Below are 19,260 nucleotides of genomic sequence, written 5' to 3'. Positions count from 1 at the left end.
GTGGGCATGACGATCTCGTTGCCGAACGCGCTGCCCACCACGCGGCCCGCTGGCTGCCCCTTCGACCCGCCCGCGGAGCTGGGGCGGCTGCGGGAGACCGAACCCGTGGCCAGGATGCGCTTCCCGGACGGCCACCTCGGCTGGGTGGTCACCGGGCACGCGCTGGCCAGGCAGATCCTGGCCGACTCCCGGTTCAGCTCCCGCGGCGAGCTGCGGCACGTGCCGATCGACGTGGAGCGGTTCAAGGGCAAGGCCCTGCCGCCGGTGCCGCGCGGCATGTTCATCCAGATGGACCCGCCCGAGCACAGCCACTACCGCAAGCTGCTCACCGGCCAGTTCACCGTGCGCCGGATGAACGAGCTGATCCCGCGGATCGAGCAGATCGCCGAGGAGCACCTGGACGCGATGGCCCGCAAGGGCCCGCCCGCCGAGCTGGTGCACGACTACGCGCTGGCCATCCCGTCGCTGGTGATCTGCGAGCTGCTCGGCGTGCCCTATGCCGAGCGGGCGGTCTTCCACGAGCGCACCAAGCTGATGATGAACCTGGAAAGCGGCGACGAGGAGGTGATGGCGGCCTTCGGCGAGATCATGGCCTACCTGGGCGAGCTGATCGAGCGCAAGCGGGTCACACCGGCCGACGACCTGCTCAGCGGCCTGGTCACCGGCGGCGAGCTGGACCAGGAGGAGCTGATCTCCTTCGCCGTGCTGCTGCTCACCGCAGGCCATGAGACCACCGCGAACATGCTCTCCCTCGGCGCCTTCGCGCTGCTGGAGAACCCGGACCAGCTCAAGGCCTTCACCGGTGATCCCGAGCTGGTCGAGCCCGCGGTGGAGGAGCTGCTGCGCTACCTGACCATCACCCACTTCGGGTTGCAGCGGGTGGCGCTGGAGGACGTGGAGATCGCCGGGGTGACCATCGCCAAGGGGGAGTGCGTGCAGCTGCACACCCCGACCGCGAACCGGGACCCGGAGAAGTTCCCGCACCCGGACCAGCTGGACCTGGGCAGGCACGCCAGCGGGCACCTCGCCTTCGGCCACGGCGTGCACCAGTGCCTCGGCCAGCAGCTGGCCAGGGTGGAGATGCGGATCGGCTACCGCAAGCTGTTCCAGCGCTTCCCGACCCTGCGCTTGGCCGTGCCCGCCGAGGAGGTGCCGATGCGCACCAAGATGGGCATCTACGGCGTGCACAGCCTCCCGGTCACCTGGGAGTCCTGATGCGGGTCGAGGTCGACACCGATCGTTGTTGTGGGGCCGGCATGTGCGCGCTCACCGCGCCCGCGGTCTTCGACCAGGACGAGCAGGCGGGCACGGTGCTGCTGCTGACCCCGGAACCGCTGACGAGTGAGCTCGCCGCGGTCCGGGAGGCGGCCCAGCTGTGCCCGGCGGCGGCCATCACGCTGGAGGAGAGTTCGTGAAGATCGTGATCGTGACGGCGGGCTCGCGCGGGGACACCGCGCCGTTCGTCGGCCTGGGGGTGCGGTTGCGGGAGGCGGGGCACGAGGTGTCGCTGGCCACGCAGCAGCTGTTCGAGCCGATGGTCCGGGAGGCCGGGCTCGGCTTCCGGGAGATGCCCGGCGACATCCGCGCGGACTTCGCCAGCAAGGCCGGCCAGGACTTCCAGCACCACGGCATCGGCCTGCGCGGGCTGCCCGCGCAGCTCCGCTTCGCCAGCAAGATGATCAGCGACCTGGGCCGGGGCGCGCAGCGCGCGGTCGAGGGCGCGGACCTGGTGCTGACCCACCGCGCCGCGTTCGGCTTCGTGTACTGGATCGCCCGGAACGCGGGCATCCCGAGCATGGGCCTGGAGCTGTTCCCCAGCGGGGTCATCCCCTCCGGCGAGCTGCCGCCGATCTCGCTGGCCACCCGCTCGCTGGGGCGCACCGGAAACCTGGCCGCGCACGCGATGATGCGCGGCTTCGCCCAGCTGGGCGGCGGGTTCCTGCCCGGGTACAAGGAGTTCCTGCGCGAGCAGGGCGTGCGCAGCGCGGGCGCGCTCTACCGCGAGATCCGGCAGACCCGCTGGCCGGTGCTGCACGGCTGGAGCCCGCAGGTGCTGCCCCGGCCCAGTGACTGGCCCGCCCAGGCCGAGGTGGTCGGCTACTGGTGGCCCTGGCAGTCCCCGGACTACCAGCCGCCCGCCGAGCTGACCGAGTTCCTGGCCGCGGGGGAGCCGCCGGTGTTCCTGTCCTTCGGCAGCATGGCCCCCGGCCGGGCGCGGGAGCTCTCCGAGATCGCGGTCGAGGCGATGACGCTGGCCAAGGTCCGCGGCGTGGTCCAGGCCGGGTGGAACGAGCTGGCCGCCACCGGCGAGCACGTGCTCTCCATCGGCGAGGTGCCGCACGGCTGGCTGTTCCCGAGGATGGCCGCGGTGGTGCACCACGGCGGCGCGGGCACCACCGGCGCCGGGGTGCGCGCGGGCGTGCCCTCGGTGATCGTGCCGGTGCTGGGCGACCAGCCGCTGTGGGCCGACCGGCTGGCCGAGCTCGGCGTCAGCCCCGGCTCGGTGCCGATGAAGAAGATCACCGCGCCCCGGCTGGCCGCGTTGATCAGGGACGCGGTCACCGGCCCCGGCTACCGCCGCCGCGCTGCCGCATTGGCCGAGCGGGTGGCGCAGGAGGATGGCGCGGGCCGGGTCATCGAGGCGGTGGCTAGGTTGGGCGCCAGAGCCTGACCCTGGTCACACTCGGGCCGCTCGCGGTGGGAAACCGGGCCGTGATGTGACACGGTGGTCAGGCGAAGATCGACGAGGGGGTGCGCGTGCCCAACGCCAGTGCTGTGTCCGGCCCGGCATGGACCGAACCCACCGGCACCCCGGGCGTCCCGCGCTACCCCCTCAACGTCGAAGCCCCCGTGCTGGCCGCGCTGGCGCGGCTGCTGCCCGGAATCTCCCCGCCGTCCGGATCCGGCCCCGAGTGGCTCACCCTCTCCGGCCGACATCCCTGGCCTGCCGAGGACCGGCCGCGCCGGGCGAGCCTGCGAATGCTCGCCCGCGCGGCCCAGCTGCTGCCCGAGGCGCAGGACTGGCAGGAAGCCGCCGAGCAGGCCATCGCCTACGACGCCTACCTGGCCGAGGACCCGTTGCTGCGCGGCCTGGAGGTCGCGGCCACCTGGCGCGGCGTGCTGCTCCGCCGGCACAGCGTGGACGCCTGGCGCCGCTGGTGGGCCGCACTGGCCGGACATCCCGACCCGCAGCAGCTCACCACCGAGTCCCTCCCCGATGTCACGGTCGCCGCCTTCACCGCCGACCTGCCCGCGCACACCGACGCCGCGGGCCACCCGGCTCCCGCCGAGCTCTCCCTCCGCCTGCCCCCCATCCCCGGCGCGCTGGCCACCCTGCTGATCGGCGCCCAGCGCGCGGAGACCTTGCGCGGCAAGGCCAAGATCGCCTTCCTCGGTCAGACCGGGGTGTACCTGGACCCCGGCTTCGTGGCCCAGCGCGCGGAGTCGGCGCGCAGCCTGCGGGCCTTGGGGCGCACACTGGTGGCGGACATGCTGGCCCAGGCGCACCGGATCGGTGTCCGCCGCAACCAGCCGCACCCCGGCCCGCCGCCCGCCGCCAGTCCGGCCCCGGCCGCCGCCTCCCCGGCCCCGCCGGACGCAGGCCCGATCCCCCTGCACCTCAACACCCTCGGCCAGCTCGCCCAGGCCGAGAACCTCTTCTCCGCCACTGAGGACGAAGGCCTCGGTGTCACCCCGCTCGGCGCGCGCCTGCTGGAGGTCTCCCCGTGAGCACCCCGCTGTCCCTGCTCGCCGAGTGGACCGGCCCGCTGCGCGAGCTGCTGATCACCGGCCACGCCGTCGACCTCGACTACCTGGAACGGCACTGCCTGCCCAGGGCGCGCGAGCTCGGCGCGCGGGTCACCGTGCTCACCGGGCACGGCGCGGCCCAGCACGACCCGGCCGACGTCCGCTTCGCCGGTCGCGCCTACCAGCACGGGCACGCGCTGGGCCAGGGCAGGTTCCTGCCCCGGCTCGCGGTGCTGCTCGGTGCGGACCGGGTCGCGGTGGCGGTCGGCTCCGGCGATCCCACCCTGGACGGGTACACCGGCGGCGGCTTGTGGCTGGCCGTGCACAGCGACCTGGCCGAGGGACCAGTGGCGCTGGCCGACCTCGGCACCTGGCTGGCCGACCTGGCCCAGGCGCTGACCCTGCCGTCCTGGCTGGCCGACACCCTGGACGAGATCGCCATCGCCATGGTGCCCTCAGCCACCCGAGCCGCCGGGCTGCGTTTCCTCGGCAACCTCACCGAACCCCTGCTGGCCCAGCTGCCCCCGGGTCCGGTCCGGGTGCTCGGCCTGACCGCGCCCGCCGCCGACCCGGCCGCCGTGCACGCCCTCACCGAGCACCTCCAGCCGCGCGAGGTCCGCACCGCGCCCGCGGACGCGACGCTCATTGAATGGCAGGCCACTGACGGCCGGTGGACCGCGCTGGCCGGCGGCCACCTCACCGGGTCCGGGCTGCTGCGCTCGGTCGCCGAGGGCGGTGACTGCGTGCTGGCCGCCCTGCACCCGCGCGCGGAGTCCGTTGCGCCGGAAGGCGAAAGCGGTCCGCTGCCCCCGGAAACCCCTGTGTCCCAGGACGCTGTGTCGCAGAGCACAAGGGGACCCCGGCTGCTCGGCGCTTTTCGCGAGGACGACACTACGGTGGTGGAGTTCCTGGTGCCGCGCGGCACCCACGGCGTCATCGTGGAAACCCTGACCGGCAACGGCTGGCTCGCTGCCCATCGGGTGCCCGCCGCCGAGCTGTACGTCAACGGCCCCGTGCGCGCCCGGGTTCCCGCCGAGGAACCGGGAGTCGCGCTCCGGGTGAGCGCACTGGTGGACGAGCGCCGCGTCGCCTCCGGCCCCGCGCACGTCACCGACCTGACCGCCTGCGCGCCCCGCACCGAGCAGAGCAGCGGCTCCGGCCTGTCCGACCGGCCCGCGGCCGCGCTGCTCGCCGACCCGGCCCGCCTGAGCCGGTTCACCGACACCCTCGGCAAGATTACCGCTGATCAACTGCCGTTCCGGCCGGATTGGGCCGCCTACGTGCAGTTCACCCGATCGGTTCTCGGCGACCCGCTGACCGAGCGGGTGCTGCCCGGCGCGGTCTCCGTGCTGCCCGAACCCAGGCCTGCCGCCTGGACCGTCGGCGAGCTCGCCGAGGACGGCCACCCCGCCGGAGCGCTGCTCCAGGACGAGGACCGGGACAAGGTCCGCGCACTGGCCGCTCGCTGGGTCGCCGCGGCCGAGCCCGGCGCGCCACTGCCGGTGCGCATGCTGCTCACCTGCCTGTACCTGGACCTGCTCGCCGCCGGGGTCTGGGGTCACGACGACGAATGGCGGCCCGGCCTCAGTGCGCTGGCGCAGTCCCTGTGCCCCACCGAGGCCGAGCAGAAGGCACTGCCCGACCAGGCGCAGGCGCGGCTGAGCACCCTGCTCGCCGCCTGCCTCGCCTTGCTGTTGCAGGATGCCGATCTCCAAGGCGGCTCAGCCGCCGACCGGACCGCGCGCCACGCGTGGGAGCGATGTTATGAATGGGCCGCATTCGGCAGGCCCGAGTTGGTGGAACCGCTGTTGCCGGACACGCGGCGGTTCGAAGGGAGAACGACCACGGTGACCGAGGTCGAGCAGGTGTTGGAACTGGCCGAGAACTCGGTGGACGAACCGAGCGCGGCCGTGCAGGAGGATCTGCGCGAGCGAGGATTCGAGATCGACCGGCTGGACGGCGCGTGGGTGGTGACCGGCGAGTGCCGGCGCCCGCTGCGCGAAGCCGCCCGGATGATCACCGACTTCGCCGCGGTGAGCAAGCAGGGCGGCACCGCGGTGGTGGTGAGCAACCGCCGCACCATGGCACTGCTGCTGTGGAGCGGACGTTCGCTGGCCTTCACCGAGGGCAAGCCGCCGACCTGGCGCAGCTACCAGCTGTCCGGGATGAGCACCCCGCACAGCCTGATCGGCGGCAGTGAGGGCGTCCCGGCGACCAAGGACATCCGCAAGCTGCTGCCGCTGCCGGACCCGGTGCGCGAGCTGGCCGAGCGCTGCGGGGTCGACCTGCCGTCGCTGATCAGCCGCGACCTGGTGGGCCGCTGAACCAAGCCCTCGGCGACCTGATCGCCGCCGCGGGACTGCCCGCGGCGGCCCAGGTCGAGCCGATCGGCGGCGACGGACTGGACAACACGCTGCACCTGGCCGTGCTCGCCGACGGCCGCAAAGTGGTGCTGCGCCAACACGAACACCCCCGGCCCAGCCCGAGGGCGATGGCGGATTTCCTGGCCGCCAACCAGGTCGGCGCACCGGCCCTGCTGGCCGCGAACGACCGCGGCGACCGCCTGGTGGCCTATGTCGAGGGCATCACCCTGGCCGAGGCCGTGCGCACGGGCACCGCGACCGACCGGGTCTGGCACGCGGTCGGCCGGGCGCTGGCCGCGGTGCACGCGGTGGGCTTTCCCGCGCACCTGCACGGCGAGCTCCGCCCCGACGGCCTCCGGCTGACCCCGGCCGACCCGGTCGACCGGCTGCGCGCCGAACTGGCCGCGACCCAGCCGTGGGTGCGGCAACACCGCCCCGCGCTGCTGCCTCTGCTGCCCGCGGTCGACGCCGCGCTGCTCGCGCACGCCGGTGAGCTGCGCGCCGAGCGTCCCTGCCTGGTGCACGGCGACGTCAACCTGTTCAACGTGATCGTCGGGCCGGACCGGGCCACCCTGATCGACTGGGACTACCCCGGCGTCCGCCAGCCCCTTGACGAGCTGTCCGCCTTCCAGGAGCACGCCTACCTGCACGGCGCCGAGCTGCCCCCGGCCTTCTGGACCGGCTACGGCCGCACCGTGCCGGAGATCCCGCTGCTGCTGCACCGCGTCGTGGGCTGCCTGGACTGGCTGGCCGGCGAGGACTGGGCGGAGTGGGCCGCCGACGAGTCGCTGCCCGCGGCCGCGGTGACCAGGGTCGGACTCTGGCGGCGACGGCTGCTCGACTGGACCGACCGGCTGCCGGAAGTCTTAGAACACTTGGACGTCCGTCACTCCGTATCGACATAGTTGGACGTCCTACTATATGTTCGGCCGTGGGTGGCGCTGATCACTCACCGGCCGCCGGGGCGACCCCCGGGCGGCGTCTTGTCCGCTAGCACAGTGGGGTGCGTCCATGGTCAAAGAACTGACCCATTTCGTCGCTGGCAAGCCGGTTCCCGGTACCTCGGGCAACTTCGGCGATGTCTACGACCCCAACACCGGGAAGGTGCAGGCCAAGGTGCCGCTCGCCTCGGTCGAGGAGACCAGGGCGGCCATCGCCGACGCGGCCGCCGCCCAGGTGGAGTGGGCGGCCTGGAACCCGCAGCGGCGGGCCAGGGTGCTGTTGCGCTTCCTGGACCTGGCCCAGCGGGAGCTGGACTCCCTGGCCCGGCTGCTCTCCAGCGAGCACGGCAAGACCGTGGCCGACGCCAAGGGCGACATCCAGCGCGGCCTTGAGGTGGTCGAGTTCGCCGCGGGCGCCCCGCACCTGCTCAAGGGCGAGTTCACCGACGGCGCGGGCGGCGGCATCGACGTGCACTCGCTGCGCCAGCCGCTCGGCGTGGTCGCCGGGATCACCCCGTTCAACTTCCCGGCGATGATCCCGCTGTGGAAGATCGCGCCCGCGATCGCCTGCGGCAACGCCTTCATCCTCAAGCCGTCCGAGCGCGACCCCTCGGTGCCGCTGCGCATCGCCGAGCTGTTCCTGGAAGCCGGGCTGCCGCCGGGCGTGCTCAACGTGGTCAACGGTGACAAGACCGCGGTGGACACCATCCTCACCGACCCGCGGATCGAGGCGGTCGGCTTCGTCGGCTCCTCCGACATCGCGCACTACGTCTACTCGACCGCCACCGCCAACGGCAAGCGCGCCCAGTGCTTCGGCGGCGCCAAGAACCACATGATCATCATGCCGGACGCGGACCTGGACGGGGCGGTGGACGCCCTGCTCGGCGCCGGTTTCGGCTCCGCGGGCCAGCGCTGCATGGCGATCTCGGTCGCGGTGCCGGTCGGTCAGGCCACCGCGGACGCGCTGGCCGAGAAGCTGGCGGCCAAGGTCAAGGAACTGCGCATCGGGCACTCCTTCGACGAGCAGGCCGAGTTCGGCCCGCTCTCCAGCGCCGGGCTGCTGGAGAAGGTCCGCGGCTACGTCGACGCCGGTGTCGCCGAGGGCGCGACGCTGCTGGTCGACGGCCGCGACTTCACCCTGGCAGGCCACGAGGACGGCTACTTCCTCGGCGCCTGCCTGTTCGACCACGTCACCCCGGAGATGAGCATCTACCGCGAGGAGATCTTCGGCCCGGTGCTCACCATCGTGCGCGCCGAGGACTACGAGTCGGCCCTGCGCCTGCCCTCGGAACACGAGTACGGCAACGGCGTGGCCATCTTCACCCGCGACGGCGACACCGCCCGCGACTTCTCCCGCCGGGTGCGCGCGGGCATGGTCGGGGTCAACGTGCCGATCCCGGTGCCGGTGGCCTACCACACCTTCGGCGGCTGGAAGCGCTCCGGCTTCGGCGACCTCAACCAGCACGGGCCGGACTCGTTCAAGTTCTACACCCGGACCAAGACGGTCACCTCGCGCTGGCCGTCCGGGGTCAAGGAAGGCGCGTCCTTCGTCATCCCCACCATGGACTGAGCCGATGACCATCTCGGAGATCCGGCCGGACGTGTTCGGGCTCAACGAGGACCAGCGCGCCATCCGGGAGATGGCCGCCGACTTCGCCGCCGAGCACCTGGCCCCGCACGCGGTGGACTGGGACCAGCGCAAGCACTTCCCGGTCGACGTGCTGCGCAAGGCCGCGCAGCTGGGCATGGGCGGCATCTACGTCGGCGAGCAGCACGGCGGGTCCGGGCTCAGCCGCCTGGACGCGGTGCTGGTGTTCGAGTCACTGGCCACCGGCTGCCCGTCCATCGCCGGTTACCTGTCCATCCACAACATGGTCGCGGGCATGCTGGACCGCTTCGGCGACGAGGCCCAGCGCGCCAAGTGGCTGCCCGGCCTGGTCTCGATGGACCTGCTGGCCAGCTACTGCCTCACCGAGCCCGACGCCGGTTCCGACGCCGCCGCGCTGCGCACCAGCGCGGTCCGCGATGGGGAGGAGTACGTGCTCACCGGGGTCAAGCAGTTCATCTCCGGCGCGGGGTCCTCGGACTTCTACCTGGTGATGGCGCGCACCGGCGGGCCGGGCGCGGGCGGGGTGTCCGCCTTCGCGGTGGAGAAGGGCACGCCGGGCCTGGAGTTCGGCGCCAACGAGCAGAAGATGGGCTGGAACGCCCAGCCCACCCGCCAGGTGATCATGGACGGCGTGCGGGTGCCCGCGGCCAACCTGATCGGCGGCGAGGGCAACGGTTTCCGCATCGCCATGTCCGGCCTGGACGGCGGGCGGATCAACATCGCCGCCTGCTCCCTCGGTGGCGCGCAGGCCGCGCTGGACAAGTCGATCGAGCACCTCGGCCAGCGCACCGCCTTCGGTGGGCCGCTGAGCAAGCAGCAGGCGCTGCGGTTCACCGTGGCCGACATGGGCACCGAGCTGGAAGCGGCCCGGCTGCTGCTGTGGCGGGCCGCCTCCGCGCTGGACGCCCGCCACCCCGAGGCCACCCGGCTGTGCGCGATGGCCAAGCGCTTCGCCACCGACACCGGCTTCGAAGTGGCGAACCGCGCGCTGCAACTGCACGGTGGGTACGGATACCTCGCCGAGTACGGAGTGGAGAAGATCGTGCGTGACCTCCGGGTGCACCAGATCCTCGAAGGGACCAACGAGATCATGCGGGTCATCGTCTCCCGCGGCCTGATGGGCGGTGACCGGTGAACGACATCCTGATCAGGGTCACCGGTGGCGTCGGCCGGATCACCCTGAACCGGCCGCGCGCGATCAACGCGCTCAGCGACGACATGCTGCGCGAGATGGGCAAGGCGCTCACCTCGTGGGCGAACGACCCAGCGGTGCACGCGGTGCTGCTGGACGGCGCGGGCGAGCGCGGCCTGTGCGCCGGCGGCGACATCCGCTCGATCTACCAGGCGATCCAGGACGGCACCGACGGGCCGATCGCGTTCTGGCGCGAGGAGTACCAGGTCAACGCGCTGATCGCGAACTACCCCAAGCCGTACGCGGTGTTCATGGACGGCCTGGTCATGGGCGGCGGGGTCGGGGTGTCCGCGCACGGCAGCGTGCGGGTGGTCACCGAGCGGACCGCGATCGGCATGCCCGAGGTCTCCATCGGTTTCATCCCCGACGTGGGTGGCACCTTCCTGCTCTCCCGCGCGCCCGGCGAGCTGGGCACCCACCTCGCGCTCACCGGCGGCCGGATCGGCGCCGCGGACGCGATCCTGTGCGGCCTGGCCGACCAGTACCTGCCCAGCGCGGCCCTGCCCGATCTGGCCGAACTGCCCGCCGATCAGCTGCTGGTGGAGATCGCCGCCCGCGCGGAGACCCCGCCGGCGGGTCAGCTCGCCGAGGACCGCGAGTGGATCGACTCCTGCTACGCCGCCGACACCGTCGAGCAGATCCTGGCCAACCTCCACGGCAGCGGGCACCCGGGAGCCGAGGCCGCGGCCAAGGAGATCCAGGCCAAGGCGCCCACCGCGGTCAAGGTCGCCCTGCGCGCGCTGCGCACCGCCCGCGAACTGTCCACTGTGGAGGAATGCCTGAACCTGGAGCACCGCCTGGTCAGCCGGTTCCTCACCGCGCCGGACCTGGCCGAGGGCATCCGCGCCGCGGTCATCGACAAGGACCGCAACCCGACCTGGCAGCCGGCCACCCTGGCCGAGGTCTCCGACGCCGCGGTCGAGGAGTACTTCACCCCGAAGCCAGGACAGCAGCCCGTGTTCGGAGGTTCGGCATGACCGTCATCGGATTCCTCGGCCTGGGCAACATGGGTGGCCCGATGGCCGCCAACCTGGTCAAGGCCGGGCACACCGTGCACGGCTACGACCCGGTCGCCGCCGCGGTGGACGCCGCCGAAGCCGCGGGCGTCAGCCCGGCGGGCAGCGCGGTGCAGGCCGTGCGGGCGGCCGAGGTGGTCATCACCATGCTGCCCAGCGGCGCGCACGTGCTGGACTGCTACCGGGAGATCCTGCCCGAGGCCAAGCCCGGCACCCTGTTCCTGGACTGCTCCACCATCGACGTGGCCGCCGCCCGCCAGGCCGCCGAGGCGGCCGCGAACGCCGGGCACGCCGCACTGGACGCCCCGGTCTCCGGGGGCGTCGTCGGCGCCCAGGCCGCCACCCTGACCTTCATGGTAGGCGGCAGCACCGACAACTTCGCCCGCGCGGAGCCGATCCTGGCCGTGATGGGCCGCCGCTCGGTGCACTGCGGCGAGTCCGGGGCCGGGCAGGCCGCCAAGATCTGCAACAACATGATCCTGGGCATCTCCATGGTCGCGGTCAGCGAGGCGTTCGTGCTGGGGGAGCAGCTCGGCCTGTCCCACCAGGCGCTCTTCGACGTGGCCTCCACCGCTTCCGGCCAGTGCTGGGCGCTGACCACCAACTGCCCGGTGCCCGGCCCGGTGCCCGGCAGCCCGGCCAACCGGGACTACCAGCCCGGCTTCGCCACCGCGCTGATGCTCAAGGACCTCGGCCTGGCCGAGGCCGCGGCCACCGAGACCGGCACGGACACCGCGCTGGGACGGCACACCGCGGAGTTGTTCCGCGCCTATGCCGCCGAGGGTGGGGCCGGGACCGACTTCTCCGGCATCATCAACGCCATCCGTGACCGGTCGAAGCAGGGAGACCAGGCGTGAGCTACGAAACCATCCTCCTCGAGCGACGTGAGCGGGTCGGCCTGATCACGCTCAACCGGCCCAAGGCGCTCAACGCGCTCAACCTCCAGCTGATGCGCGAGGTCACCACCGCCGCGCGTGAGCTGGACCGCGACCCGGAGATCGGCGCGCTGGTGATCACCGGTTCGGCCAAGGCCTTCGCGGCAGGTGCGGACATCAAGGAGATGCAGCCCAACGGCTACCCGCAGGTCTACCTGGACGACTGGTTCGCCGAGTGGGACCAGCTGGCCCAGGTGCGCAAGCCGATCATCGCCGCGGTCTCCGGCTACGCGCTGGGCGGCGGCTGCGAGCTGGCCATGATCTGCGACGTGCTGCTGGCTTCCGACACCGCGAAGTTCGGCCAGCCGGAGATCAAGCTCGGCGTGATCCCCGGCATCGGCGGCTCGCAGCGGCTCACCCGCGCGATCGGCAAGGCCAAGGCGATGGAGCTGTGCCTGACCGGCCGGATGATGGACGCCGAGGAGGCCGAGCGGGCCGGACTGGTCTCCCGCATCGTGCCGGCGGACCAGCTGCTGGAGGACGCGCTGGCCACCGCGGCCACCATCGCCGGGATGTCCACCCCGATCGCGATCATGGCCAAGGAGGCGGTGAACCGCGCCTACGAGACCACCCTGGCCGAGGGCGTCCGGTTCGAGCGTCGCCTGTTCCACGCCACCTTCGCCACCGCGGACCAGAAGGAGGGCATGGCCGCCTTCATCGAGAAGCGCGCGGCCAAGTTCGAGCACAACTGACCTGGTCCGGACACGCCAGCACACCCCCAGCTGCCCACCGGCGCGCGAGCCCGGTGGCAAGCTGGGGGTCATGAAGCCGTGGGCGAAGACGCTGCTGGCCTCACTCGGCGTGGTGGGCCTGGTCGTGGTGGTCTACGTGACCTACCTGCTCACCGTGGTGTATCGGCCGATCGACATCTACGCGGTCACCTACGAGGTCTCCGGCGCGGTCGCCCCGGCCCGGATCGAGTACCTCGATCAGCCCACCGGCGACCGGGACAAGCCACCGGTGCAGACCACTGTGGACGGTGTCTCGCTGCCGTGGAAGGAAGAGGTGGCCATCCCACCCGGCGCGGAGGCCAGGGTCAGCATCGCCGACCCGGCCGCCGGCCTGAGCTGCGTGATCACCCTGGACAAGGGTCGCAGCCGCGAACGCGTGCTGGCCACCAGGACGGCGGAACCGGGACAACCGCTGGTCTGCACCGCGCGCACACCGACCGGCGAGACGCTCAACGACGCACTGCCCCGCCCCACACCTCGCTGACCAGCCCGGTCCGCAGCCGCGCCGCCTCGGTGTCCACTGTGGACGGTTCGGCGCGCAGCGCACCAAAGGCGATCTCGGTGTAGTGCACGGCCAACTCGGTCAGCGCCAGCCTGCCACGCGGTGAGTACCAGCGGGCCACCCCGCCACACATCTCCAGCAGCGCCAACCGGGTCACCGCGGGCGCCGAGCTGCGGAACACCTCACTGGCGCAACCCTCCTCGATGGCCGCCCGCCACAGGTCCTCGTACTCGTCCCGCTGCGCCACCACGCTCGCCCGCGCGGCGGGGGAGAGGGCCCGCAGCTCGTGGTCCACCACCGCGGTCTCCAGCGGATGCAGCGCGTGACTGAGCACGTGCACCTGCACCAGCCCGGCCAGCCGCGACCGCGGATCCGGATCCCCCGTGACCACCCGATGGCCCGCGGTCAGCAGCCGGGCCATGCACTCGCGCATGATCCGCAGCAGCAGGTCCTCCTTGGTGCCCATGTAGTGGTACAGACTGGCCGAGGACAGCCCGGCCGCCTCGGCCAGATCCCGGATCCCGGTGCCGTGAAAGCCTTTCGCCGCGAACAGGGTCAGCGCCGCCCGCCGGATCCGGTCCGCCGCAGGAGCGGACTTGGCCGCCTTGGTCACGGTCACCGGCGCTCCTCGTCTGGGGGTCCCCCGGCCGGCGAGAAGTCGCCGAGGATGCCACGCATGGTGGCAGACCACGGTTCGGCCCGACCGCCGGGGCACCTGCGCGGTCGACACGTTCATCCCCCTCGCGCATCGAGACGCCACCCCACAACCCGCCACCGCGCCAGGCTCCGTGCCCGCCCGCACTCGCCCCACAGCGTGACGCGATCACCCGCCACCGCACCCCGCCCGGACCGGCGGCCCTCCGCCGCACCCCGCCCGGGCGCTGCTGCCCCACCGTCGCTGTGCCCCGCCCGCATCACCACCACCGCCGCCGCCGCCGCATCACCACCACCGCCGCCGCGCCGCCACCGCCGCCGCGCCGCCACCGCCGCCGCGCCGCCACCGCCACCGCGCCGCCACCGCCGCCGCGCCATAGCCACCGCGCCGCCGCACCGCGCTCGCGTCCGTGGCCATCCACCGCCACCGCAATGCGACCGCGCTGCTGCCTCGCCGCTGCACCCCGCCCGCCCCGCCGCAATCCGCCCGCACCCCGCCGCCGCTGCACCCTGCCCGCGCCATCGCCGCCGCCCGCCGCCCGCTGCCGCCGCCCGCCACTGTCGTGCCGCCGCCTGCCGCCCGCCGCCCGCCGCCGTGCCGCCACCCGCCATTGCCGCGCCGCTGCTGCCGCCCGCCGCCGCCCCGCCGCCGCACCCCGCTCGCCCGCTGCCGCCGTGCCGCCGCTGCCGTCGCGCGGCCCGCCGTCACCCGCCGACCCGCACCCCGCGCACCGCCGCCCGCACATCCGCATCCGCATGCCCCAGCAACAACTCCCGCCGAGCCACCCACGGCCCCGACCACCGCGCCCGCTTCCCCCCGAACCGCACCAACCGCGCCGCCAGCAACCCCGGCACCACCTCGCCCAGCCCGCCGAGGTGGTCGACCACCGCCAGCACCGTCTCCGCGGGCACCCCCTCCTCGTACAGCCCGCCGTACCGAGCCTCCCGGGGCAGCCGGAACGCCCGCTCGTCGATGGTGGCGACCAGCTCGTCCCACAACTCGACCCGCACCCCGCGCGTCAGCGACTCCCGCGCCATCACATCGAGCAGGTGCGCCGCCTCGCGCAGCATCCCGGCGGTCCGGAAGCCGTCCACGAGCACCCGGTCCAGCTCGGCCTGCCCTGCCGGATCGGGGTGGTTCAGCGCCCGCGCGCCGAACAGCCACCCCAGCTGCCGCCAAGCCGCGTCGTCGCCGTCCCGGGCTGCCGCCGCGAGCCCGTCCACCAGGGAACGCAACGCGGGCAGCGCCTCGGGCCCGGGCACCGAGCGCAGCAGGTTCTCCGCCACCCGCTGGTAGAGGCGCATCGGCAGGTCCTGGGCCAGCAGCTCGCCCAGTGCCGCCGCGCAGTCCGGCAGGTAGCGCCACCACGCCCCGAACGCCAGGTTCAACTCTGGCACGGTGTCGGTGCGCGCGAGGGACAGCGCCCGCCCGACCAGTCCGGCGAACACCGGCCGCAGGGGCGGCGCCACCTGCTCCACCGCGGTCCGCAGCACCGCCTCGCGCACCGCGGGCGGCCCGGCCACCGCCTCGGCCAGCGCCGCGCGCACGCCCGGTTCGCCAAGGAAACCGGTCAGCGCCCCGGCCACCGCCGCCCGGACGTCCTGGTGCAGCCCGGGTTCCGCCCACAGCCGCAGCAACACCCCGGCCGCCTCACTGCCGCGGACCGTGCCGAGGATCCGCACGGCTTCCTTCGCGGTGCCCACCGACCGCGGCCCGGCCAGCAGATTCCCCAGCACCGCAACGGCTTCCGCGTCCGGCACGGCGTCCAGCGCCCGGCGCAGCGCGCGCACCGCCGCGCGGGCCGCCGGGCCACTGGGTCCACCGGCGATCCGCAGCAGCACCGGCAACGCCACCGGCACCGGCGCACTCGCCCCCAGCTCCGTCACCGCGGCGGCCACGATCGGCTGGTTCTTGTTGTCCGTCAACGTGATCAGCGTGTCCGCCGACCGGATCCCGGACACCGCGTCCACCCGCTGCCACAGCTCGTTCCGCTCGTCCAGCGCGACCGCCTCGGCCCGGCGCGCGGCCAGTTCTCGCTGTGCCGCCGTCCATCGGTGTGGCACCGACCGCGGGGTGCGCGGTGGCACGGCCGCGGGCAGCACCAGGTCCAGCAGGTCGGTCTGGCGGGTGCTCACCTCCCGCCACACCGCGGGCTGCGCGCCCCAGGCCGGGTTGTGCCGCACGATCCGCCGCACCCGCTCCGCGCGCTGACCGGAACCGGCCAGCCAGCACCGGATCGCGGTCTCGACCTGCCGGATGTCGTTGCCGTGCTTCGCGATCCGCCACATCAGCTCGTCCAGCTCCGGCGCCGCGTCCAGGTTGGTCCCGAACATCTCCGCCGCCCGCAGCGCCGGGCCGAACCGCTCGCCCGCCGCCTCGTGCAGCACCGGTTCCCGCATGCTCGCCCAGAGCCGCGCCCACACCGGTGACGGCAGCCGCAGGGCCAGCCGTCGCGCCGGGGCCCGTCGGTCCCGGTGCAGGCGGGCCAGCAGTGGTACGAGCTCGATCCGCCGGTCCGGGTCGGCATCGGCCGCGATGGTGCGGCGCAGCCAGTCGTCCAGGGCCTCGAACGTCCACTTCGAACTGTCCCTGGCCGTCACCACGGTGGTGACCGCCTCGGCCAGCGCCGGCACCGGCACCGCGGCCAGCAACCGGGACGGCGCCAGCCGGAGCTGTGCCAGGGCCTGGGTGCGCACCCGGTCCTGGTCGTGCAGCGCCCGGACCGCCTCCCGCGCCGCCGAGGCGAACGCCGCCGGATCACCGCCCCGGGCCGCCCTCGCTAGGGCCACTCGCCAGCCCTGCGCCCTGGTCAGCACCCGGTGGCTGCCGGTCGCCCCGGCCAGCGCGGCAGTGGCCTCCGCCGGTGGCAGCAGCGCCTCGAACTCCAGCCGGGGATCCCGCTCCAGCGCGAGCGCGGCCCTGGCCAGCGGCACCCGGTCCGCCTCGGGCAGCTCGGCCAGCAGACCGGGCTCGGCCTTGGCCGCCACCTGCCCCGGGTACACCTGGTCCAGCAGCGCCAGCCGCTCGCCCTCGGGCAGCGCGCGCAGCAACAACCGGCCCAGACCGCCCGCGCCGATCCGGCCGAACACCGAGGGCAGGTCGTCCCCGACCGCCCGCACGATCGCCGCGGCCAGCCGAGGGGTTTGGTCCGCCTCCGCGATCGACACCGCGTGCTCGGTGCTGACCAGCGCCCGCGCCACCGCCCCCGGTATCCGCCGGAACAGCAGGGTGAGCAGACCGCCGTGCCGCCGCTGCCAGTTCCACCGGCCGGGCTCGGCCAGGCCCGGCAGGTCCGCGGTCAGGTGCGCCAGCACCGCTTCCGGCGCCACCCGTGCCAGGCCGCGCAGCAGTGCGGGCGTGGCGCCGAGCTTCGGCAGCCACACCCCGATCATGCTGGGCGAACAGGCGGTCAGCAGGGCGCGCGCCTCGGTCAGGTCGAACCGCTGCGCGACCACCGGCAGGAACTCATCGGCCAGCCCGCGCCGCCGGGACTGCCGCAGCGTCCGGTACAGCAGCAGCCGGTCCCGGCGCGGCGCGGTGCGCAGCACCTCGTGCAGCACGTCATCCGGCACCGGCAACCGCACCGTGGCGGCCAGCGCCCACGGTCGCAGTTGTGGGTCCAGCAGCGCGTTGACCAGGGTTTCCAGGTCCCGCCGGGCCACGGCCAGGAACAGGCCCAGCTCACGTTGATGCTGGTCGTCGATGTCCAGTTCGGCCCAGATCGCCCGGTACTGGGGCGCACTCAGTGCCCGCGCGAACGCCGCGATCGCGGTCGTGCGTTCGGTGTATGGCAGTACCAGCAGTACGGACAGCTGCTCGGCTCCGGAGCTGCGCTCACGGTCGCCGTGGTGGCCGCTCACCATGCGCGGTGGGCGAGGCCCCTTCCGTTGATCATGTGCCGATCATCGCAAATCCTCGCGGTCGGGCGCAAGGCGCGCACGCCGAGATTAGGATTTGGCTGATGCGGACGAAGGCCCTGCACACCGACCGGCGGCACCTCCCCCACCACTGCAGTTGCGCTGCCGCCGGCGCCGAACGACCTTCGTGGAACCACTCGACCCTGGGGGATGCCTGATGACAGCCTGGACCGACGCCGCGCACGCGGAGGTCGACCTCGCGGCGGTGCTGGGCAGGCAACGGGATCGCGAGTCCGCCGCGCGCACCTACGCCCGCAGCTTCCCGGTGGTCCCGGTGCACGCCGACGGCCTGCGCGTCACCGGAGCCGACGGCCGCGAGTACCTGGACTGCTTGGCCGGCGCCGGCACCCTGGCGCTGGGCCACAATCACCCGGTGGTGCTGGCCGCGATCCGCCGGGTGCTCGACTCCGGCGCGCCACTGCACGCGCTGGACATCAGCACCCCGGAGAAGGACGACTTCACCACCGCGCTGCTGGGCACCCTGCCACCGGAACTGGCCGCGGACTGCCGGATCCACTTCTGCGGCCCGGCGGGCACCGACGCGGTGGAGGCCGCGCTCAAGCTCGCCCGCACCGCCACCGGCAGGCAGAACGTGCTCGCCTTCACCGGCGCCTACCACGGCATGACCGCGGGCGCGCTCGCTGCCAGCGGCAACATCGCGGTGCGCGAGCCGTTGGCGGACAACGGGTTCAACGTGACCCGGCTGCCCTACCCCTACGACTACCGCTGCCCGTTCGGCCTCGGCGGCCCGCAGGCGCACCACATCGGCGCGCGCCTGGTCGAGTCGCTGCTCACCGACAGCCACTCCGGGGTCCTGCCACCCGCCGCCATGATACTGGAAGCGGTGCAAGGTGAGGGCGGAGTCATCCCCAGCCCCGACAGCTGGCTGCGCGACATGCGCCGGATCACCGAAGAGCACGGGATTCCGCTCATCGTGGACGAGGTGCAGACCGGCGTCGGCCGCACCGGCGAGTTCTGGGCCGTGCGGCACAGCGGGATCACCCCGGACGTCATGGTGCTGTCCAAGGCCATCGGCGGCAGCCTGCCCCTCGCGGTGATCGTCTATAAGTCCACTTTGGACAGTTGGCTGCCCGGTGCGCACACCGGCACCTTCCGCGGCAACCAGCTCGCCATGGCCGCCGGCGCGGCCACCCTGCGCTTCGTCGCCGAACAGGACCTGTCCGCCCGCGCCGCCGACCTGGGCAAGAGGATGCTGGCCGAACTCCGCGTCCTGCAAGGAAACTCCTCCTGCATCGGCGAGGTCCGCGGCCGCGGCCTCATGCTGGGCCTGGAAATCGTCAACCCGGACGCCACCCCGGACGCCCTCGGCGCCCGCCCGGCCGCCCCGGAACTGGCCGCCGCGATCCGCGCGGAATGCCTGCACCGCGGCCTGATCCTGGAGCTGGGCGGCCGGGGCGACTCGGTGGTCCGGCTGCTGCCCCCACTGACCATCACCGACCAGGAGGCCACCAGCGTGCTCAACCGCCTGGGCGAGGCCGTGACCGCGGTGGACCGCGGAGCGAGCCGATGACCGCCAAGTGGAGCGCCCGAACCGACGGCGTGCCAAGAACACCCGAACGCTCGAGCGGTCCCGCCACACCCAGCTCGAGCGGCACCTCCAGCCCCGCCGCAACGCCCGGCCCTGCCGCAAC

General features: G+C 73.5%; 16 protein-coding genes. 13 read left to right on the top strand and 3 right to left on the bottom strand.

Annotation, left to right across the window (positions count from 1 at the left end; all coding sequences use genetic code 11):
• Positions 1 to 6 precede the first annotated feature (6 nt).
• The 12 genes from M8C13_RS06580 to M8C13_RS06525 all read left to right on the top strand — a co-directional run bounded on the left by M8C13_RS06580 (position 7) and on the right by M8C13_RS06525 (position 13,018).
• Positions 7 to 1,215, top strand: a complete 1,209-nt coding sequence (locus M8C13_RS06580) for a cytochrome P450 (RefSeq protein ID WP_252479578.1) — start codon at positions 7 to 9, stop codon at positions 1,213 to 1,215.
• Positions 1,215 to 1,415 carry a ferredoxin gene (locus M8C13_RS06575; protein ID WP_252479577.1) on the top strand — a complete coding sequence of 67 codons (201 nt, stop codon included), beginning with the start codon at positions 1,215 to 1,217 and terminating at the stop codon, positions 1,413 to 1,415. Before M8C13_RS06580 ends, M8C13_RS06575 begins: the two co-directional genes overlap by 1 nt.
• Positions 1,412 to 2,671, top strand: a complete 1,260-nt coding sequence (locus tag M8C13_RS45325; RefSeq protein WP_252479576.1) for a glycosyltransferase — start codon at positions 1,412 to 1,414, stop codon at positions 2,669 to 2,671. Before M8C13_RS06575 ends, M8C13_RS45325 begins: the two co-directional genes overlap by 4 nt.
• Before the next feature lie 86 nt (positions 2,672 to 2,757).
• The gene (locus M8C13_RS06565) at positions 2,758 to 3,729 is read left to right on the top strand and encodes a hypothetical protein (protein WP_252479575.1); all 972 of its coding nucleotides are present in this window, start codon (positions 2,758 to 2,760) and stop codon (positions 3,727 to 3,729) included.
• The gene (locus M8C13_RS06560; protein ID WP_252479574.1) at positions 3,726 to 6,071 is read left to right on the top strand and encodes a hypothetical protein; all 2,346 of its coding nucleotides are present in this window, start codon (positions 3,726 to 3,728) and stop codon (positions 6,069 to 6,071) included. Before M8C13_RS06565 ends, M8C13_RS06560 begins: the two co-directional genes overlap by 4 nt.
• Positions 6,020 to 7,015 carry a phosphotransferase gene (locus tag M8C13_RS06555; protein ID WP_308202772.1) on the top strand — a complete coding sequence of 332 codons (996 nt, stop codon included), beginning with the start codon at positions 6,020 to 6,022 and terminating at the stop codon, positions 7,013 to 7,015. The genes M8C13_RS06560 and M8C13_RS06555 overlap by 52 nt, the downstream gene beginning before the upstream one ends.
• A gap of 106 nt (positions 7,016 to 7,121) precedes the next feature.
• Complete coding sequence (locus tag M8C13_RS06550) at positions 7,122 to 8,621, top strand: CoA-acylating methylmalonate-semialdehyde dehydrogenase (protein WP_252479572.1); 1,500 nt, start codon at positions 7,122 to 7,124, stop codon at positions 8,619 to 8,621.
• Between the two features lie 4 nt (positions 8,622 to 8,625).
• Positions 8,626 to 9,795 carry an isobutyryl-CoA dehydrogenase gene (locus M8C13_RS06545; protein WP_252479571.1) on the top strand — a complete coding sequence of 390 codons (1,170 nt, stop codon included), beginning with the start codon at positions 8,626 to 8,628 and terminating at the stop codon, positions 9,793 to 9,795.
• Positions 9,792 to 10,829 carry an enoyl-CoA hydratase/isomerase family protein gene (locus M8C13_RS06540; protein ID WP_252479570.1) on the top strand — a complete coding sequence of 346 codons (1,038 nt, stop codon included), beginning with the start codon at positions 9,792 to 9,794 and terminating at the stop codon, positions 10,827 to 10,829. The genes M8C13_RS06545 and M8C13_RS06540 overlap by 4 nt, the downstream gene beginning before the upstream one ends.
• On the top strand, positions 10,826 to 11,725 hold the full coding sequence (gene mmsB, locus M8C13_RS06535) for a 3-hydroxyisobutyrate dehydrogenase (protein ID WP_252479569.1): 900 nt from the start codon (positions 10,826 to 10,828) through the stop codon (positions 11,723 to 11,725). Before M8C13_RS06540 ends, mmsB begins: the two co-directional genes overlap by 4 nt.
• Entirely contained in the window at positions 11,722 to 12,495 is a 774-nt protein-coding gene (locus M8C13_RS06530; protein WP_252479568.1) for an enoyl-CoA hydratase, read from the top strand. The genes mmsB and M8C13_RS06530 overlap by 4 nt, the downstream gene beginning before the upstream one ends.
• A gap of 70 nt (positions 12,496 to 12,565) precedes the next feature.
• Positions 12,566 to 13,018, top strand: a complete 453-nt coding sequence (locus M8C13_RS06525; RefSeq protein ID WP_252479567.1) for an MmpS family transport accessory protein — start codon at positions 12,566 to 12,568, stop codon at positions 13,016 to 13,018.
• Here M8C13_RS06525 and M8C13_RS06520 read toward each other — a convergent pair.
• The 3 genes from M8C13_RS06520 to M8C13_RS06510 all read right to left on the bottom strand — a co-directional run bounded on the left by M8C13_RS06520 (position 12,984) and on the right by M8C13_RS06510 (position 17,554).
• Entirely contained in the window at positions 12,984 to 13,655 is a 672-nt protein-coding gene (locus tag M8C13_RS06520; RefSeq protein WP_252479566.1) for a TetR/AcrR family transcriptional regulator, read from the bottom strand. The genes M8C13_RS06525 and M8C13_RS06520 overlap by 35 nt on opposite strands.
• Before the next feature lie 321 nt (positions 13,656 to 13,976).
• Positions 13,977 to 14,399, bottom strand: coding sequence for a hypothetical protein (locus tag M8C13_RS06515; RefSeq protein WP_252479565.1), 423 nt, complete (start codon positions 14,397 to 14,399; stop codon positions 13,977 to 13,979).
• Positions 14,396 to 17,554, bottom strand: coding sequence for a hypothetical protein (locus M8C13_RS06510; protein WP_252479564.1), 3,159 nt, complete (start codon positions 17,552 to 17,554; stop codon positions 14,396 to 14,398). The genes M8C13_RS06515 and M8C13_RS06510 overlap by 4 nt, the downstream gene beginning before the upstream one ends.
• A gap of 211 nt (positions 17,555 to 17,765) precedes the next feature.
• Here M8C13_RS06510 and M8C13_RS06505 point away from each other — a divergent pair, with 211 nt between their 5' ends.
• A complete protein-coding gene (locus M8C13_RS06505) occupies positions 17,766 to 19,139 on the top strand; it encodes a diaminobutyrate--2-oxoglutarate transaminase family protein (protein ID WP_252479563.1) in 1,374 nt (457 codons plus the stop codon).
• Positions 19,140 to 19,260: the final 121 nt, after the last annotated feature.

Source organism: Crossiella sp. SN42 (genome assembly GCF_023897065.1).
GTDB lineage: Bacteria > Actinomycetota > Actinomycetes > Mycobacteriales > Pseudonocardiaceae > Crossiella.
Note: the sequence above shows the minus strand (reverse complement) of the source record. Positions and strands in the feature narration are given on the sequence as shown.

What these genes read in the sequence shown, in the direction of transcription:
- M8C13_RS06580 (WP_252479578.1), top strand. Translation starts at nt 7, where the DNA reads ATGACGATCTCGTTGCCGAACGCGCTGCCCACCACGCGGCCCGCTGGC.
- M8C13_RS06575 (WP_252479577.1), top strand. Translation starts at nt 1,215, where the DNA reads ATGCGGGTCGAGGTCGACACCGATCGTTGTTGTGGGGCCGGCATGTGC.
- M8C13_RS06550 (WP_252479572.1), top strand. Translation starts at nt 7,122, where the DNA reads ATGGTCAAAGAACTGACCCATTTCGTCGCTGGCAAGCCGGTTCCCGGT.
- M8C13_RS06545 (WP_252479571.1), top strand. Translation starts at nt 8,626, where the DNA reads ATGACCATCTCGGAGATCCGGCCGGACGTGTTCGGGCTCAACGAGGAC.
- mmsB (WP_252479569.1), top strand. Translation starts at nt 10,826, where the DNA reads ATGACCGTCATCGGATTCCTCGGCCTGGGCAACATGGGTGGCCCGATG.
- M8C13_RS06525 (WP_252479567.1), top strand. Translation starts at nt 12,566, where the DNA reads ATGAAGCCGTGGGCGAAGACGCTGCTGGCCTCACTCGGCGTGGTGGGC.
- M8C13_RS06510 (WP_252479564.1), bottom strand. Translation starts at nt 17,554, where the DNA reads ATGGTGAGCGGCCACCACGGCGACCGTGAGCGCAGCTCCGGAGCCGAG.
- M8C13_RS06505 (WP_252479563.1), top strand. Translation starts at nt 17,766, where the DNA reads ATGACAGCCTGGACCGACGCCGCGCACGCGGAGGTCGACCTCGCGGCG.